This is a genomic window from Mobiluncus mulieris ATCC 35243 (assembly GCF_000160615.1).
Classification (GTDB): Bacteria; Actinomycetota; Actinomycetes; order Actinomycetales; family Actinomycetaceae; genus Mobiluncus; species Mobiluncus mulieris.
In genome coordinates this window covers 394260-412113 of sequence record NZ_GG668520.1, presented here as the reverse complement: position 1 = coordinate 412113, position 17854 = coordinate 394260, and the positions used below count along the sequence as shown (strand labels likewise).

Genomic DNA, 17854 nt, shown 5'->3' with positions numbered 1-17854 from the left:
CTAGGAAGCGATGAGCAACAACGACCCGAACCCCAAATCCCCCACCGAAACCGGTGACAACGAAGACTTCCCGACCCTGAAAATCCGCATGGTATCCCCCATGCCCGGGCTCGAAGCCCACCTAGATTTCAGCCTCAGCGCCGTGGATGAAACCGGGGTGCTGTGGACCTTGCGATCCACGATGGATCCGAATGTGCGACTCTTTGCGGTGCCGCCCATCGCTTTTTTTGACGGATACAGCCCGATTATTCCTTCCTCCGCGCGGCTGCGCATCGGTCTAGCCGAGGGAGCCGACCCGTTCATCCTGGTGATAGTACATCCCGCCACCGGGTCATACCCGCATACCGCGAATCTGTTGGCGCCACTGGTAATCAACCCCGACACCATGAGCGCGCTGCAGGTCGTGCTCGAAGACCAAGATTGGCCGCTGCAAGCCCCTATCGGCGACCCGAAATAGTCCAGCTCTCGCTTGCCGTCCGTTAGTTTTTCGAAAATCCCTAGCAGCCTAATTTTGACTTCGACTGGCGTTAGGCTCAGTCATCTGGAAGCCAACTATACAGGAACCACCGCTCAAGCTCTCGAAGACGAACGAATTTCCTTGCTTGATGCAAGCCATTTCACCGGCGAAAAGATTCCGACCGTGAAAAAATCTTGCCAAATATAACCGGGTTAGTGCCGCGTAATGGAGTACCCCCTAAACGGCGAAGCCGCAGGAGTCCCCTATTGCTTGCGAGGGTCGCGGGGTTTAGGAATAGGTCGCGGCTTCGGAATAGCGAAACCCGGCGCGCCAGCGGCGGGTTTCGCGGCCGATAAGCCAGGAGCAGCGGACGGGGTCGGCGCGCCAGCGGCGATACCGGACGCGGCGGAACTAAGATCTCCGAGGGACACGGCAGAACCAGGATTTCCGGGGCTATCCGCGCTGACAGCGGCACCCTGAGCCAGGGCTGATTTCTGGATGAGTTTACGCAAGTCGAGCGGCGAGGCAGCAGTAGGTCTGATACCTCGCAACGAAGTCAAAGCCGCCGCATCGATACTCATCGCCGCCACGTTTTCCTCGGAAACAGCCTTAACCAATTCGGCGCGATTCACCGGTACTGAACGTGGAGCATCGACCCCCAGGCGAACCGAATCACGATGCACCTCCACGACGGTGACAACAATCCCGTCACCAATGACAATCTTTTCCCCAATACGTCGACTCAAAACAAGCACGCCTATCACTTTACCGGAAAACCGGTCAAACGTGATGCTTAGACCACCCCCGAGAGAAAACCGCTGCGAGTTTCCCCAAGACTCTACCCTCACGCGGAAGGAACCGAATCCAGGAAGCGGAATGGGCAGGAAACAGAGGAAGCCGGAAAGATACGGGGAACTTGCTGAAAAATTACTGAATTTGATTATTTTTATTGCAAATTTGCCCTATAATTCACGGTAGACGGTGCCATCGGTACCACTTAGTACAGGAGGTCGCTTTATGGGCGAAATGGATGAAATTGTCCGCGAGTTCCTGGTCGAGTCATACGAGAACCTCGACCAACTCGAACAAGACATGGTTTCACTCGAATCCGAGCCAGGTTCCAAAGAACTACTGTCCTCGATTTTCCGAACCATACACACAATTAAAGGGACGTCGGGCTTCCTGGCGTTCAACCGACTCGAAAAGCTGGCTCACCGCGGTGAAAACCTGCTTTCCGAACTGCGCGACGGCGTGCGCGAAATGGATCAAGAAACCGCCGATGTGCTGCTATCCATGGTCGATCGCATTCGCGCCATCATGGGATCCGTGGAAGAAACCGGCCAGGAAGGCGATGTAGACATCGATTCCGTCATTGCCCAGATTGAAGCCATCCAAGGCAAGACTGAATCCGCAGCGAAGCCCGCCGCCGAGCAAGCACCTCATGAAACCGAGGAAACCCCCGCCGAAGTACCATTCATGACCAACGTGCCCGACGAAAAAGGCGAAACTTCGATGGGTGAACCCACCGAAGTACCATTCATGACCAACGTACCCGACGAAAAAGGCCAAACCTCGATGGGCGCCGAAGCCCCCGCAGCACAAGCCGAAACGAAACCCGAACCCGCCCCCGCCAAGCCAACCCAATCCGCCGGCGCGGCAGTCGCAGCGGCCAACTCCAAGAAAGACACCAAATCCGCCGACCACCCCACCAGCGACCACGGACGCTCGGCAGCTGAATCCTCGATTCGCGTCGACGTAGACCTGCTCGACGTGCTGATGCGCGAAGTCTCTGAACTGGTGTTGGTGCGCAACCAAATCGTGCGGCAAACCGACAATATGTCGGATATGAACCTGGTGCAATCCTCCCAGCGACTGTCGATTGTCGCCACCGAACTGCAAGAGGGCATTATGAAGACCCGCATGCAGCCCATCGAACACCTGTGGTCCAAGATGCCGCGCGTGGTGCGCGACCTGGCGAAACAAACCGGCAAGAAGGTCAAACTGGTCATGATTGGTGGGGACACCGAACTGGATCGCTCCCTGCTGGAGGCCATCAAGGATCCCTTGACCCACATGGTACGCAACGCGGTGGACCACGGCGTAGAAAGCCCCGAGGAACGCAAAGCCGCTGGTAAGGATCCGGAAGGCATCGTCACCATGAAGGCCTACCACGCGGGTGGCCAGGTCGTCGTCGACATTATCGACGACGGTGCCGGTATTGACCCGGTGGCGGTCGCGAACAAGGCCTTGGACAAGGGCTTGGTTACCTCGGCACAGCTGCAGGACATGAGTGATAAAGATATCTTTAATATGCTGTTCCTGCCCGGGTTCTCTACCGCCAAAAAGGTATCCAATATTTCCGGACGCGGGGTTGGCACCGACGTAGTGAAAACCTCGGTGGAAGCCATCGGCGGCACGGTGGATGTGGAATCCGAACTGGGGCACGGCTCCACCTGGCGGATGCGCATCCCCCTGACCCTGGCGATTCAGCCCTCGCTGACCGTGGAATCCCACGGGGAACTCTATGCCATCCCGCAAGTTTCACTGCTGGAACTGGTGGCCTTGGATTCCTCGCGCAAAGAAACCTCGATGGAATACGTCAATGCTTCCCCGGTGTATCGTTTGCGTGGCATGTTGCTGCCCCTGATTCGCCTGAGCCACGTGTTACACCCCGAGGAAACCGAGCGGCGCGACGAGGAAGCCAATGGAGTTATCGCGGTGCTGCAAAACGACGACCAGCGCTTCGGCCTAGTGGTAGACAAGGTTATCAACAACGAAGAAATCGTGGTCAAACCGCTGTCTTCCAAGCTAAAGTCCATTGGGCTGTACGCCGGGGCGACCCTGCTGGGTGACGGACGCGTGGCCTTGATTCTGGATATCGGGGCGGTGGCACGACGTTCCTTGACCGGCGCCTCGACCCAGGCTGCCCAGAAAGCCCAGGCTGCCGCCGAAGCCGCCCAGGCTCGAGCCTCGGATGTTATCGGCCAAGCCCTGGTGGTGGGCATCGGCGATGGGCGTCGCGTGGCGATTCCCTTGGCTGCTGTTACCCGTCTGGAACACGTCAACGCGGAAAAGGTCGAGCGGGTGGGTGGCCGCGAGGTTATCCAATACCGCGGCCAGATTCTGCCGATTGTGCGCCTCGACCGGCTGCTCGGGGTTATGGACTACGAAGAACCCAAGGACTTGCAAGTCGTGGTGTACAACCGTGGCGATCGTTCCGTGGCGATGGTGGTACGCGAAATTCTGGACATTGTCTCAGACGACAAGCGCAAACACTCCACCGTGGAAGATCACGGCCTATTGGGTTCTGCGGTGTTGAAAGACCGCGTCACCGAGTTGCTGGACGTGGAGCAAGCGGTGCGCGCCGCCGACCCGACCTTCTTTGACGAAATCGACGATTTCAACACGGAACTCGAACTGGGTTCCCGGCTCGATATGGTAGGGGCGTGATAGCTGATGACACAGTATGTAACCTTTAGGCTTGATGGGGCTCTGTACGGAATCGAGGTGAATAAAGTCACCGAGATTCTGCGCGGCGAAGACATCACGAATGTGCCGCTATCCCCCGAGGCCATCACCGGACTGGTGAATCTGCGTGGCCAGATAGCCACCCTGATTGACCTGCGCAAACAACTGATGCTGCCACCGCGGGGCAACGAGGAAACCACTATGATGGTGGTAGTGGTGCTGGATGGGGAAACCCTGTCTCTGATGGTGGACTCCATCGGGGATGTGCGTGAAGTCGACGAAGGCGACTTCGAGGCTCCGCCGGATACCCTGTCCCAAGAGATGCGCGAGTTGATTCTGGGTGCCTATAAGCTGTCCGACGACCTGCTGTTAGTGCTGGACGTAGAGCGCGTCGTGGCCATCGGGCAAGACGCGCGCGGCCTTGAAAAAGCCAAGGAAACTACTGTGGTATAATACACTGTGATTCCTAAAGCAAGTTTGGGGTGGGCACAGGCCACCCCAAACTTGCTTTAGGCCGTGACTCGCCGCGCAGGCGGTTGCAAAAATCGATAGGCTTGCATATGCAACCCAGTTCAAGGAGAACAAATTATGTCAGGCATCAAAGTCCTGGTGGTAGACGATTCAGTGGTGGTGCGCAAAATCGTCACCGACGCACTAAACGCTGATCCCAGCATCGATGTAGTGGGCACCGCTCCCAACGGCAAACTAGCACTCATAAAATGGAAGCAACTCAGACCCGATGCCATCACCATGGACATTGAGATGCCCCAGATGAACGGGATTGAAGCGGTTCGAGAACTGCGCAAAATGGGGTGTAAAGACCCCATTATCATGTTCTCAACCCTGACCCAGCGTGGCGCCACCGCCACCCTGGAGGCACTCTCGGCCGGCGCCACCGACTATGTGACCAAGCCCGCCAACCAAGGTTCCGTCCAACAGTCCATGCAGGCAATCCGCGACGAACTGGTACCGATTATCGTCGGGCTGCTGCCCGGCAAGGCTCGCGCCACCGGTCTGGGCGGCTCTAGCACTATGTCCTCCGAAGCACGGGCGAAAATCTCTTCAGTTCCCGCGATTTTCGCCGGACCCGTGAAAACCCACGACCGCACCGGGATGCCCGACAAGCCCATCCGGATTGTCGTGCTGGGATCCTCTACCGGCGGTCCCGAGGCACTGTCCAAGGTGATTTCCACACTCAAACCTCTGCCGGTACCCCTGGTGATTACCCAACACATGCCCCCCGTATTCACCACACAGTTGGCGGTACGCCTCGATCGGATGACCTCCGCCGTGGTTCAGGAAGCACGCGAAGGCATGATGCTGGCTCCCGGACATATTTACCTCGCAGCCGGCAATTATCACATGACTTTTGCGGGCAACGCCGGGGCACCCCGCATCAAACTGACTCAAACCCCACCGGTGAACTTCTGTCGCCCCAGTGTGGATGTCATGTTCGAGTCAGCCGTTAAAATGTATGGCGGTGAAATGCTGGGCGTCGTGCTGACCGGCATGGGACAAGACGGCAAAGTCGGATGCAAACAAATCTTAGAAGCCGGGGGACGCACCCTAGTGCAAGACGAACAGTCCTCGGTAGTATGGGGTATGCCCGGGGCGGTAGCCACCGGGGGTTTTGCCGACCAAATCCTGCCGCTCGACCAAATCTCCAGCGAAATCATGCGCCACGTGCAAACCTACTCTCCACAGGAGAAACGATGAGTCTTACCAGACAAACTTTCGATTACGTCGCAGGACTGGTGAAGCAACGCAGCGCCATCCAGCTTCCTGCGGGCAAGGAATACCTGGTGGAATCCCGGTTGATTCCACTGGCACGCCAAGCCGGTTTCGACGGTGCCACTGCTGTGGACAAGTGGATTCAAACCGTTATCGCCACACGCAAACCCGGCGACCTACAAGACATCGCCGAAGCTCTGACCACTAACGAAACCTCGTTTTTCCGTGATGTCACCCCTTTCAAAGGCTTAACCGAATCGGTTATTCCACAATTGCAACAAAACGGGCACTCGAATATCTCGATTTGGTCGGCGGCCTGCTCTACCGGCCAGGAACCTTATTCCATCGCCATGTCGATACTGGATTTGCCCAATCCGCCCCAGTTCTCGATTGTGGCCACTGACCTGTCTCGGGCGGTTCTAACCAAAGCGAAACAAGGCTTTTACACCCAACTAGAGGTCAACCGGGGTCTGCCCGCCCCGATGCTGGTGCGTTATTTCCAACGCGAAGGCGCCAACTGGACTATCAGCCCGAAACTGCGGCAAAAAATCAACTTTATAGAGCACAATCTGATGTCCACCCCGCCCAAAGGCGGACCGTTCCACATCGTGTTTATTCGCAATGTCTTGATTTATTTCGACCTAGATACCAAAAGAGCAGTACTGCGTCGCGTGGCGAACACCATGGCACCCGGTGGCTACCTGTTCCTGGGGGCGGCTGAAACCACTATGGGCATGGATCCGGTTTGGGAGCGTATCACGTTGACGAAAGGCGCAGTTTATCGCCTAAAAGGAGGCGCAAAATGAAGGCACTAGTGGTGGATGATTCCCGCGCAATGCGCAAAATTATCGGGGGAATCCTGCGTAAAGAAGGCTTCGAAATTCTCGAAGCCGCCGACGGGGAGGAAGCCCTGGATTTGCTAAAGAACCCGGAATCAGGCAAGGTCGATTTGGCCACTATCGACTGGAATATGCCGGTTATGAACGGATTGGAACTGGTGGTGAATATTCGGGCGGAAAAAAATCTGCGCAATATTACCCTGATGATGGTGACCACCGAGTCAGAACACTCCCAGATTGTGCGTGCCTTAGCGGCGGGTGCCCACGAGTACCTGATTAAGCCTTTCACCCAGGAAGCCATCAGCGAGAAACTCTTGTTGTTAGGATTGGGTTCCTGACGTGCGTTTTAGCCGGGTTCACGAGGTGCCACTCATGAACCCGAACGAAAAACCAAAACGGACTTCCCTAAACCCAAAAAAGTGACCAAAGGAAACGGAACGTGAAGGAAACGCTATGCAAGACCAGATAAGCCAGGCAGTCTCTATGATTGCCACCGAGCTGTTTTACGCTCTGATTGACAAGATGCCCGACACCGTCTTCGAGTGGGAAGGGGATATTGAAGAATTCAAGCACCCGATTTATTCCTGGGTCGATTCGAACGGCAACCAAAGGATTCGCGCCTTGATATCAATGGAAAAGGCCACTTCCGAGGAACTGACCCGCGCGATGTACACCATTGGATCCGAAGATCCGGTGACTCAAGATGACATCCACGACGCATTCGGAGAAATAGCCAATGTGATTGGTGGTAACCTAAAATCCGTTATAGAAGACACCGGCAATTTGACGATACCGCAGGTCTCGTTGGACAAACCGTGGGTATCGGAATCTCCGTTAGCGTCGCTGACTCTTAACTGGAGAGGAAAATTCCTGGTAGTCTCGATAAGTGACCTTGCTTTGGAACCGCAGGATTAACGGGAGGGGAATATGCGTATTGTAGTAGCAGATGATTCGCGTGTTATGCGCCAGATTGTGGTGCGTACGCTGCGTCAAGCCGGTTTCGACTGGGAAGTAATGGAGGCCGAGGACGGCGCCCAGGCCTTGCAGCTGGCGCTGAACGAAGCCCCCGACCTGGTGCTTTCCGACTGGAACATGCCGAATATGCTCGGCATCGAGATGCTTCAACAGCTGCGAGCCTCTGGATCCAAAATCCCGGTAGGCTTCGTGACTTCCGAAGGATCACCGCAAATGCGGGAAATCGCGCAACAGGCGGGCGCGAACTTCCTGATTCAAAAACCCTTCGATGCCGCCACCTTCAAACAAATATTAGGAGCGTTTAACCGATGAGTGCCACCCCACTACCCACCGCGAAAGAAGTCCGCGACTTGTACGAAATGCTGTTGGGACGAACCGTAGAGGTCTCGCCCGACTACGAGATTCTGAAACCTGACGAAGAATTCGGATGCTGCGTAGCCTTCTTCAACGACGCCATGGGGGCGATTTGTGCGGCCTGCATTATGGACTTGGATTTGTGCGCTTACGCCGGGGCGGCACTGCAGCTGATTCCCGCCGCCGGAGCCCAGGATTGTATTAACAATGGGTGCTTGGACGACAACTACATCGAAAACGTGTATGAAGTATTGAACGTGTTTTCTTCCCTGTTCAACAAGGAGGGTGCCCCGCATGTGTCCATCGGTCTGATGTACACCCCCGGCGAAGAGCTGCCCGCCAATGAATACAAGATGGTGACATCCTATGTGGAGCGCCGCGATTCGATTCTGGACATCGAGGGCTACGGCAAGGGACGCTTCGGGGTAATGTGCTTTAACTAATTCCACCGGGTTGCTTTAGGCGCAATTCCCCACAATAACATGTAGCGAGGGTATAGATTAATAGCATGGCTCATGATGCGAAAATCTATGTTTTAGATACCTCTGTCCTGCTGTCCGACCCTCGCGCGATGACGCGCTTCGACGAACACCAAGTCGTGCTGCCCGTCGTGGTTATCACCGAACTGGAAGGCAAACGCCACCACCCTGAACTGGGATATTTTGCGCGCAAAGCCCTGCACGTATTAGACGAACTGCGCGTGACCTCGGGGCGGCTCGACCAAAGCATCCCCGTGGGCTCACGCGGCGGCACTCTGCGTGTCGAACTGGGGATGACTGAAGACACCGTCTTGCCCAGTGGGATGCGGCTGGGGGACAATGACACCAAAATCCTGGCTGTCGCGGCGCATCTGGCCGCCAACCACGTACAGGTAACCCTGGTGACCAAAGACCTGCCGATGCGCATCAAGGCCTCTTCCATTGGCTTAAACACCGAGGATTATCGCGGCAGGCCACACACCGCCCCCGACGTATACCAGGGCGTGGTTTACGGGGAAATGAGCGAAACAGACATGGCCAAGCTCTATCGGGACGGCACGGCCAGCCCCGAATCCGTCGTGCTGATTCACCCCCCGGTCGAAGGTGCTGGCGACGACAGCGCCCCCGTCGAATCCCTCGACCAAGACGCATACCCGGGGGAAGCCGCCCCCCAACTGGGCGAACAGCCCGTTCACACCGGGGTGATATTGACATCCCAACGCGGGTCCGCCCTGGCCACGCTGGGCTCGGACGGGCTGCTGCATGTGGTGCGCACCGACCGGGAATTGTTCGGAGTCAAAGGGCGATCCGCCGAACAGCGCATCGCCATAGACCACCTGATTAACCCGGAAATCGGCATCGTGTCGCTGGGGGGTCGTGCCGGCACCGGCAAGTCAGCCTTGGCGCTGGCCGCCGGACTGGATGCGGTGGTGGAACGGCGTGAACACCGCAAAGTACTGGTGTTTCGCCCAATTTACGCCGTGGGCGGGCAAACCTTGGGGTACCTGCCGGGTTCCGGCGAAGACAAGATGGATCCGTGGAGCCAAGCCGTTTTTGACACGCTATCCTCGATTGTGTCCCCCGAAGTTATGGAGGAAGTGGTCACGAGGGGCTTGCTGGAGGTTTTGCCCTTGACGCACATCCGCGGCCGGTCGCTGCATGATGCCTTTGTGATAGTCGACGAAGCACAATCCTTGGAGCGCAACGTATTACTGACGGTGCTGTCCCGCATGGGGCAAAACGCTAAAATCGTGTTGACCCACGACGTGTCCCAGCGGGACAACCTGCGGGTAGGACGCTTTGATGGAATCGCGGCGGTGATAGAGGATTTAAAGGGCTCCGCCCTGTTTTCGCATACCACTTTGGTGCGGTCGGAGCGATCCGCGATTGCGGATTTGGTCACGAATTTGCTGGACTATTAGGTCGTATTTCAAATGGCACCTCATGAAAACGCAACCAACTAGCGGGCAGACTCGAGTTCGGCCCATTCAGAAGGTGTTAGGTGAAATACGCCGCGTTCGTCGGACAGGCGCTTCGCGGCGGCACCGGCAGCGATTGCCGCACGCATTAACAGGGACTGTGCCTCGGGAGAAAAAGGCATGTTTTGGGGGTATTCAAAGTCTCGCACGGATTTTAAGTTAACATCTATGCCAAGAAAACCTGGTTGCAACACTCGAAATTCCTAAAAATTCCCTATAAGTAAAAAACTATTAACAATATCTTTGTGATTAAAATCCACAGACTCGGCGACTCGATCTAAATACGCAGTTCAACTTTGCTAGACTTGGGGGGTAAACCGTTAAGTTTAAAGCAAGGAAAGTCATGCCCGCGGTAGTAGTTTTAGGCGCCCAATGGGGCGACGAAGGAAAAGGTAAAGCCACTGATCAGCTGTCCCAACACGTCGATTTCTCGGTGAAATACAACGGTGGAAATAATGCGGGACACACTGTGGTGGTCAACGGGGAAAAATTCGCACTGCATTTGATTCCCACCGGAATATTATCCCCGCGCGTCAACCCGGTTATCGGAAACGGCACGGTTATAGACCTGAAAGTCCTGTTCAGTGAGATTGAAGAACTCGAGATGCGCGGGGTATCCTGCCACCGACTGTTGGTGTCGTCGCGGGCACATCTGGTGACCCCGTATTCGCTGTGTGTCGACGAAGGCAGCGAGATTCTGCGTGGCGACAAGGCGATTGGCACCACCAAGCGCGGGATTGGCCCTACCTATGCCGAGAAAATGTATCGCACCGGGCTCCAGGTGCAAGACCTGTTCGACCCCGAGGCACTGGGCGAGAAAGTCACCGAAATCGCCAGACTGAAGAACCCGATTATCAAGGATGTCTATCGGCTCGATCCCCCCGACCCGGTTCAGGTCACCGAGGAATTGCTCCAGTTCAGTGAACGCCTGCGTCCCCACGTGGTCAATACCTCGCTGATATTGAATAATGCCCTGGATGAAGGGCGCGTGGTGTTGTTTGAAGGCGGGCAGGCCACCATGCTGGATATCGACCACGGGACGTATCCGTATGTGACTTCTTCGAACTGCACCGCCGGCGGGGCATGTACCGGAAGTGGAGTTGGACCGACCCGCATCGACCGGGTGGTGGGCGTGATGAAGGCCTATACCACGCGCGTCGGCGAAGGTCCCTTTCCTACCGAGTTGACCGGGGAAGTCGGCGAGAAACTGCGCCAGCTCGGCGGGGAATTCGGGGCGACCACCGGACGGGCGCGCCGCACCGGCTGGTTCGACACCGTCGTGGGGCGCTATGCAGTGCGGGTCAACGGTTTGACCGATTTGGTGATGACGAAACTGGATATTTTAAGCTACTTTGACCGGATTCCCGTGTGTGTCGGGTATGAAACTCCCAGCGGCCGAACCGACCAGATGCCCGATTACTCGCAAGATTTCGCGGCCGCCCGCCCGATATACGAGGAAATCGAAGGTTGGAAAGGCGCCAATATCGAAGGCGTACGCGACTGGCATAAACTCCCGGCCGCCGCCCAGCGCTACGTGGAATACCTAGAGGAACAGGTTGGTTGTCGGATTTCCGTAATCGGCACTGGGGCTTCGCGTGAAAACGCGATTGTGCGCCACAAGTTGGTTTAATCTGTGCCGGTTCGCGCCTCGGGTTTCCACGGGCGGATTCACGAGGTGCCATTTGAGTTCTCGGCGAATGTCTGTAGGATTCGGGTATCTCGACATCAAGATAACGCCCTGAACTGGGGTTGAACTGGGATTATGAACCTGGAAAGGGGTGGATACCTGAAAGTGTGTTCGCCGCCCGAGCTGGCACCTCATGAACCTGGGGAAAACCCCACCGAAAAACGGAAGAAAACCCGAAAAACCGTCATGAGAATTATACCCCACGCGACCTGCAATTTTAGGGACCAAGGCCCCCAAAAATTCCCGTGATATCAGGGGATAATTCAGCGTGTAAAACCATACTCAATAAGGAGGATTTCATGGCTGTAACCGAAACCGATGTGCGCAATGCCGCCCCGGCCAACGCACCTGAGGAAGTAATCAAGTGGGTCACCAAAGTAGCTGAAATGACAAAGCCGGAAAAGGTTGAATTTTCCGACGGATCGCAGGCCGAGTGGGATCGCCTGACCAGCATGATGGTGGAAACCGGGATGCTAACCCGGTTGAACCCCGAAAAGCGGCCAAACTGTTTCCTGGCGCGCTCGCTGCCGTCCGACGTGGCGCGCGTCGAATCCCGCACCTTTATCTGCTGCGAAAAGGAAGAAGATGCCGGTCCGACCAACCACTGGGTGGCACCGGCCGAAATGAAGGAAACCCTGACTGGCTCCAAAGGCGTATTCCAGGGTGCAATGAAGGGTCGCACCATGTACGTGGTGCCCTTCTCGATGGGACCGCTGGGCGGCCCGATTTCCCAGCTGGGTATCGAGCTGACTGACTCCCCCTACGTGGTGTGCAATATGCGCATCATGACCCGCATGGGCGCGGGCGCGCTCGACTTGATTAAAGAAGGCAAGCCGTGGGTACCGGCCGTTCACTCCGTGGGCGCTCCGCTGGAGCCCGGCCAGAAAGACGTGGCGTGGCCTTGCAATGACGAAAAGTACATCACTCACTTCCCCGAGACCAACGAGATTTGGTCCTACGGTTCCGGTTACGGCGGGAACGCCCTGCTGGGCAAGAAGTGCTACGCGCTGCGTATCGCTTCGACCATGGGTCGGCGCGACGGCTGGATGGCCGAGCACATGCTGATTCTGCGCCTGACCGACGAAAAAACCGGCAAGCAGTACCACGTGACCGCTGCTTTCCCCAGCGCCTGCGGCAAGACCAACCTGGCAATGTTGCAGCCCACCATCAAGGGTTACAAGGTCGAGACCGTGGGCGACGATATCGCCTGGATGCGTCCCGGCCCGGATGGTCGCCTCTATGCCATCAACCCCGAAGCCGGCTTCTTTGGCGTGGCTCCCGGAACCTCCCACAAGACCAACCCGATGGCTATGGAAGCCATGAAGGAAAACACCATCTTTACCAACGTGGCTTTGACCGATGACGGTGACGTGTGGTGGGAAGGTTGCGACACCGAGGCTCCGGAACACCTGATTGACTGGAAGGGTCAGGATTGGACTCCGGCCTCCGGTGAAAAGGCCGCTCACCCGAACAGCCGTTTCACTGCCCCGGCCAAGCAGTGCCCGATTATCTGCCCCGACTGGGAAGCCCCGCAAGGCGTGCCGATTGACGCGGTACTCTTTGGCGGCCGCCGCGCCACCAACATCCCGCTGGTTGCGGAACAGTACACCCCGGCTCACGGCGTGTTCATCGGTTCCAATGTGTCCTCTGAGGTCACCGCCGCCGCCACCGACGTCAAGGCTGGTTCCTTGCGTCACGACCCCTTCGCGATGCTGCCGTTCTGCGGTTACAACATGGCCGACTACTGGGGTCACTGGCTGGAGATGCAACAGAAGTTGGGCGACAAGTTCCCGCGCGTCTACCAGGTCAACTGGTTCCGCAAGGACGAGGACGGCAACTTCCTGTGGCCCGGTTACGGCGAGAACTCCCGCGTCCTGGACTGGATTGTAAAGCGTGTTTCCGGCCAGGTCGACGCGATTGAAGGACCAACCGGACTGTACCCGAAGTTCGAGGACTTCAACACCGAGGGGATTGATTTGGATCGCGCTACTTGGGACAAGTTGTTCGCGATTGACCCCAAGGCTCTGTTGGAGGAAACCAAGGATACCGAGGCTTACTTCGCGAAGTTCGGCGACAAGTTGCCCCAGGCCTTGAAGGACGAACTGCAGGCCTTGCGTGACCGGCTTAACGCCGCGCTGTGAGGGTTTCCCCGCATAGGTCACCTTATTAGTTGAATCGGTGTGGGGTTCATGAGGCGATAGCCCGGGTTTCCGGCAAGCACCTCGTGAACCCCGCCCCTTTTTTTACGGTCATGGACGCATAAGCCACTTATTGAGAATGCTCGACATCAAGATAAGCCTGTGACCTGGGGATTTACCAAGAGTGTTATCATAGCAAAGCACTTATGGGTTCATAATCATAACTGCGGACACATAGGCCATTACAGACCTTCGCTGTGGGGATAACCCCAGGTCAGGGGCTCACGAGGGGACGGCTTGTCAAGGATTGTTGACAATATATGTCCATAGTCGGGCTACGCCAGCGTCGCAATCACGGTATAGACCGCAATCGCCACCAGCAGCCCCACGAAGGCGAAAGTCAGGGTCGAGGCACGCGCCCGGTTCGACAACGGCGACCCAATTGACGCGCCAATCCCCGAACACAGCGCGAACGCCAGCGCCACCAGCCAGTCCACGCGCAACGGCTCGGTGGGCACGATTCCACCCGCCAGGGCCGCCATCCCCGCCAGGGCGGCCATAACCACCGGTTCCAACACTCGGGTCAAAATCGAGGCCACCGACACCACCGACATCACGATAAACGACGTGCCTTGCGCCACCCGAATTGGATAGCGCATCACCAACACCAGCAGCGGCACCACCGCGAACCCGCCGCCAATCCCAAAGAAACTGACCAGAATCCCGGTCAGCGTCCCCAGCACCAAAAACATCGGCAGCCGCCGCCACGTAAACCTGTATTCTTCGCTCGCCGGGTTAGCCGGGTTAGCCGAGTCGGCCAGGTTAGCCGGGTTAGCCGAGTCGGCCAGGTTAGCCTTACCACCGCTTTCACGAGGTGCCACCCCCGATACCGGCACACCGTCCAAAACCGGACTGCCCGAATTTTCGGTGAAACCCCGCGATTCAAAACCGGCCGCATCAGTGGAATCCACTCGACTCGCCCCAGTGGAAGCATCCACCGTCGAAATGGCACCTCGTGAAGCCGAAGCCCCCGCAACCGACGCATCCTCTTTGCGCCGCTCTTGCACCCCGGCGCGCCCCATCAGCGCCGACACCACCGCCAGCAACGCCGCAAACGCCAACATCACCACCTCGCCACTGATGGCGCGGTTCAACCAGGTACCAATCCCTGCGCCCACCAGCGAACACATCCCGAAAATAAGACCCGTCCCCAGCCGAACCTGACCGCGACGAAACCGCGAAGGCAACGCCGCCGCCGAGGACGCCAACACCACCACCAGGGACTCGGCCACGGCCGCATGCGGGTCTTGCCCCAACAGGTACACCAGCACCGGCACCGCCAGCATCCCCCCGCCAATCCCCAACGAGCCGGCTACCATCCCCACGCCAACGCCTATTAAGGCCGCGAAAATCAATGTCATCTTTCCCCTTTCGGTTGCGCGAATCGCGCTGCCAGGTGCCGTCAGGAACCCTATTTTAAGTATAAATGTGGGACACCCGTGACAAAACCAGGAAAATTCGGGGCACCATGGTCGATTTTCCCCTCGTGAAGCCCGTTTTTTCCTGAAACCGTCACGCGCATCCCCACTATCCCTATCCGGCGAATTCGCCTGGTTCACCCCGCAAAGCGGTTTAATGTCTGAATTGGGGCGGTTGCATGAATCCGATTTCTCGAAATTACCAACCGGGAGCTCTCAACACAGAAACATATTTAACCAGGTCAGAGCCTTTTAACTTGGGCCAGGTTCACCCTCAAAACTTCGAAAAGCGCCAAAGCGGGCACTCATGCAACAGTCTCGAATTATGTGTTTTATCGGGCGTGCCGCTGATGGATTTCAGCACGGGTTGGGGCGTACGGCCCGGCATGTGCTACGGTGATTGCGGCGGTGTCCGCCGCGAAATCGAGGCAAGCCTGCAGATCACTGGCATTCAACGCCGCCAGCCCCGCCCGCCCCGCGCCCAACGCACGTCGTTCGGCCAAAGCGGCCAGCAGCCCGGCCATAAACGAATCCCCCGCTCCAATCGTATCCACCACGGTGACTGGCGAGGGCGTGACGGTTAGCGCCGGCACCGCGTTTTGGCTCACGCCGGGATTAGTTGACACGACTGAACCGGATTTACCCGCATCCCCCAGCGACTCGGGTGCGGCGCCCGAATCCGTGCCGGGATTCACACCGGACTCGGGTGGCGTCCCCGCCCCAAAGTACAATTGCGCACCGGCACCGCCCCGGGTCACAATCAGCAGCTGCGGTCCGACCGCCAGCCACTGGGCGGCAATCTGGCCAGCCGCCACCCCGGGATAGAGAAATTCGAGGTCTTCATCCGAGACTTTCACCACATCCGTGCGCGCCACGATGGCTTCCACGGTCGCGCGCGCCGCCGCCAAATCCTCGACCAGGGCGGGACGCATATTCGGGTCATAACTGACAGTCAGCCCCGGAGTCGCGGCCTTAGCGTCCAACAGCGCCGCGAGTTTCCCCGCCCCGGGTGGAATTAGCGCGGAATACGACCCAAGGTGCAGATGCCGGAACCCTTGGGTCGCGCCGGTTACCTCGGCCGCACCGCTGGCCATATCGCTCGCGCCAGCCACGCCGGTCACGCTGGCCGCACCGCTGGCCATATCGCTCGCGCCAGCCACGCCGGTCACACTGGCCGCACCGGCACCGGTCACGCCGGTGATTCCAGTCGCGTTGGTGACGATTACATCGGTCACGTCGGCCATCCCGCCTGTCTCGGTCACGCCGGTCACACTGGCCGCACCGGCACCGGTCACGCCGGTGATTCCAGTCGCGTTGGTGACGATTGCATCGGTCACGTCGGCCATCCCGCCTGTCTCGGTCACGCCGGTGGTTCCGGTTTCATGAGGCGCCATTCCGGGTTGCGCCGCATCCCCACTGGCGAACACTGTGGGTTCAAGACCAGCGGGCAAATCCCATTCCAGGTCAAACTCGTAGGTAGCCGCACCGCTGGCATCCAGGAAAGCAGTCGCCGTGGTGGTGTGTCCCGCCCCGTTAGAACCAGGGAAGACCGCCAACCCGGCGCGAGTGGCGGCGGATTCCAAGATGGCACCTCGTGAATCCGAACCCCACCACGAGGCCAACGCCACCGGCGCCCCCAACCGAGCCAGGCCACAAGCCACGTTAAACACCGAACCACCAGCATGTTCGCCCTGCAGCATGCCATCCGAGCCGACCACCACGTCAACCAGTGCTTCGCCGGCGCACAGAATCCTTACCATGCCCCAATCCTATCGAAAAACCGCTATAACCCGGGTTGTACTGACAGGCTTTATCGTAACCGGTGCGATTTCGGCTACATCGTCTTATATTGCGCCGATGCGACCAAAATCGCACCATTTACGTTATGACCGGGGTTTTCCCAACCTCTGCGACCTGGGACTTCACGATTACGTAGCATATGGCGTGTTTTGGTGTTTATGCTGGTAGACGAGTTTTTGTTAATGCTTTTGACACCCTGATATCCGGGATTTAGAGGATTTTAGGTTGCTGTGACGACACCGCGATTTCAAATTGTCAAGATATAGCGGCGATTTCTGAGCCTGGCGGCAATATTCGTACCCGGGCGTGACAAATTCAGGAAAAATCGCCCCGACCATGAAATAAATCGGCCACCCTGTGTTGAATTTTCCTGATTTTGCTACAAACCCTTTCGTGCCACCCCCAAAATTTCCTGATTTTGCTACAAACCCTTTCGTGCCACCCCCAAAATTTCCTGATTTTGCTACAAACCCTTTCGTGCCACCCCCAAAATTTCCTGATTCTGTCACAAACCCTTTCGTGCTACCCCCAAAATTTCCTGATTCTGTCACAACCCAGACGCACTAAAGCTGTGGAACTCAGGTGGCGAAAATCGCACCAATTACGTTATGGCGCCGGGGCTTTCCCAACCTCTGCGACCCGCCTTCCGGCTCCCTGGCCTCGTTCTTGAGAGCCTCCCGGCGGGAGCGATGCGTCGACCCCGGGGGCGCGGGGCATCCGGTCGACCGCTATCTAGTTTTCGGGTTCATGAGGCGCTTGCCCGCAATCCCCGTTAGCTCAGACATCCACTGTATTCAAAATGAAAGTGCGATGCCCTTTAGGACTGCAGCAATGTTAGAATCACGTTAAAGTAATACAGTGTGACGGTCGTGACTGTTACTTTGGGGTTGATTGTGGGGGTTGCTCTACTGCGGATTGAAGGTGAGATGAGGTGATGGAAGATTCTGCGTGGATGGACTGGTATCGGGCG

The 17854-nt window shown here is 57.4% G+C and carries 16 protein-coding genes; 12 read left to right on the top strand and 4 right to left on the bottom strand.

All coding sequences use genetic code 11. From position 1 onward, the window contains the following. Nucleotides 1–10: 10 nt before the first annotated feature. Nucleotides 11–457, top strand: a complete 447-nt coding sequence (fliW, locus tag HMPREF0577_RS09680; protein ID WP_004013701.1) for a flagellar assembly protein FliW — start codon at nucleotides 11–13, stop codon at nucleotides 455–457. 263 nt (nucleotides 458–720) lie between these two features. On the opposite strand, the gene csrA is transcribed toward fliW, so the two are convergent. After that, a complete protein-coding gene (csrA, locus tag HMPREF0577_RS09675; protein ID WP_036342831.1) occupies nucleotides 721–1212 on the bottom strand; it encodes a carbon storage regulator CsrA in 492 nt (163 codons plus the stop codon). A gap of 262 nt (nucleotides 1213–1474) precedes the next feature. Here csrA and HMPREF0577_RS09670 point away from each other — a divergent pair, with 262 nt between their 5' ends. From HMPREF0577_RS09670 to HMPREF0577_RS09630, 9 genes are all read left to right on the top strand, one after another. Beyond that, nucleotides 1475–3907, top strand: a complete 2433-nt coding sequence (locus HMPREF0577_RS09670; protein ID WP_004013698.1) for a chemotaxis protein CheW — start codon at nucleotides 1475–1477, stop codon at nucleotides 3905–3907. A gap of 6 nt (nucleotides 3908–3913) precedes the next feature. Continuing rightward, nucleotides 3914–4378: a chemotaxis protein CheW gene (locus HMPREF0577_RS09665; protein WP_004013697.1), complete on the top strand. Its 465-nt coding sequence runs from the start codon at nucleotides 3914–3916 to the stop codon at nucleotides 4376–4378. Between the two features lie 135 nt (nucleotides 4379–4513). Further along, the gene (locus HMPREF0577_RS09660; RefSeq protein ID WP_004013696.1) at nucleotides 4514–5641 is read left to right on the top strand and encodes a protein-glutamate methylesterase/protein-glutamine glutaminase; all 1128 of its coding nucleotides are present in this window, start codon (nucleotides 4514–4516) and stop codon (nucleotides 5639–5641) included. Continuing rightward, nucleotides 5638–6462: a CheR family methyltransferase gene (locus HMPREF0577_RS09655; RefSeq protein WP_004013695.1), complete on the top strand. Its 825-nt coding sequence runs from the start codon at nucleotides 5638–5640 to the stop codon at nucleotides 6460–6462. The genes HMPREF0577_RS09660 and HMPREF0577_RS09655 overlap by 4 nt, the downstream gene beginning before the upstream one ends. Beyond that, a complete protein-coding gene (locus tag HMPREF0577_RS09650; protein ID WP_004013694.1) occupies nucleotides 6459–6833 on the top strand; it encodes a response regulator in 375 nt (124 codons plus the stop codon). The genes HMPREF0577_RS09655 and HMPREF0577_RS09650 overlap by 4 nt, the downstream gene beginning before the upstream one ends. Before the next feature lie 115 nt (nucleotides 6834–6948). Beyond that, complete coding sequence (locus HMPREF0577_RS09645) at nucleotides 6949–7410, top strand: chemotaxis protein CheX (protein ID WP_004013693.1); 462 nt, start codon at nucleotides 6949–6951, stop codon at nucleotides 7408–7410. 12 nt (nucleotides 7411–7422) lie between these two features. Beyond that, on the top strand, nucleotides 7423–7782 hold the full coding sequence (locus tag HMPREF0577_RS09640; protein ID WP_004013692.1) for a response regulator: 360 nt from the start codon (nucleotides 7423–7425) through the stop codon (nucleotides 7780–7782). After that, nucleotides 7779–8267: a hypothetical protein gene (locus tag HMPREF0577_RS09635; RefSeq protein WP_004013691.1), complete on the top strand. Its 489-nt coding sequence runs from the start codon at nucleotides 7779–7781 to the stop codon at nucleotides 8265–8267. The genes HMPREF0577_RS09640 and HMPREF0577_RS09635 overlap by 4 nt, the downstream gene beginning before the upstream one ends. A 65-nt stretch (nucleotides 8268–8332) precedes the next feature. Beyond that, the gene (locus HMPREF0577_RS09630; protein WP_004013690.1) at nucleotides 8333–9724 is read left to right on the top strand and encodes a PhoH family protein; all 1392 of its coding nucleotides are present in this window, start codon (nucleotides 8333–8335) and stop codon (nucleotides 9722–9724) included. A 38-nt stretch (nucleotides 9725–9762) separates the two neighbouring features. On the opposite strand, the gene HMPREF0577_RS09625 is transcribed toward HMPREF0577_RS09630, so the two are convergent. Continuing rightward, nucleotides 9763–9930: a hypothetical protein gene (locus HMPREF0577_RS09625; RefSeq protein WP_050750041.1), complete on the bottom strand. Its 168-nt coding sequence runs from the start codon at nucleotides 9928–9930 to the stop codon at nucleotides 9763–9765. A 194-nt stretch (nucleotides 9931–10124) separates the two neighbouring features. On the opposite strand from HMPREF0577_RS09625, the gene HMPREF0577_RS09620 reads away from it, so the two are divergent. Then, nucleotides 10125–11411 (top strand): adenylosuccinate synthase, encoded by a 1287-nt coding sequence (locus HMPREF0577_RS09620; RefSeq protein WP_004013688.1) that lies wholly within the window; start codon nucleotides 10125–10127, stop codon nucleotides 11409–11411. 356 nt (nucleotides 11412–11767) lie between these two features. Beyond that, nucleotides 11768–13609 carry a phosphoenolpyruvate carboxykinase (GTP) gene (locus tag HMPREF0577_RS09615; protein ID WP_004013685.1) on the top strand — a complete coding sequence of 614 codons (1842 nt, stop codon included), beginning with the start codon at nucleotides 11768–11770 and terminating at the stop codon, nucleotides 13607–13609. 332 nt (nucleotides 13610–13941) lie between these two features. On the opposite strand, the gene HMPREF0577_RS09610 is transcribed toward HMPREF0577_RS09615, so the two are convergent. Next, nucleotides 13942–15027 carry a sulfite exporter TauE/SafE family protein gene (locus HMPREF0577_RS09610; RefSeq protein WP_004013684.1) on the bottom strand — a complete coding sequence of 362 codons (1086 nt, stop codon included), beginning with the start codon at nucleotides 15025–15027 and terminating at the stop codon, nucleotides 13942–13944. Between the two features lie 389 nt (nucleotides 15028–15416). Further along, a complete protein-coding gene (locus HMPREF0577_RS09605; protein WP_004013683.1) occupies nucleotides 15417–16844 on the bottom strand; it encodes a PfkB family carbohydrate kinase in 1428 nt (475 codons plus the stop codon). Between the last annotated feature and the right edge of the window lie 1010 nt (nucleotides 16845–17854).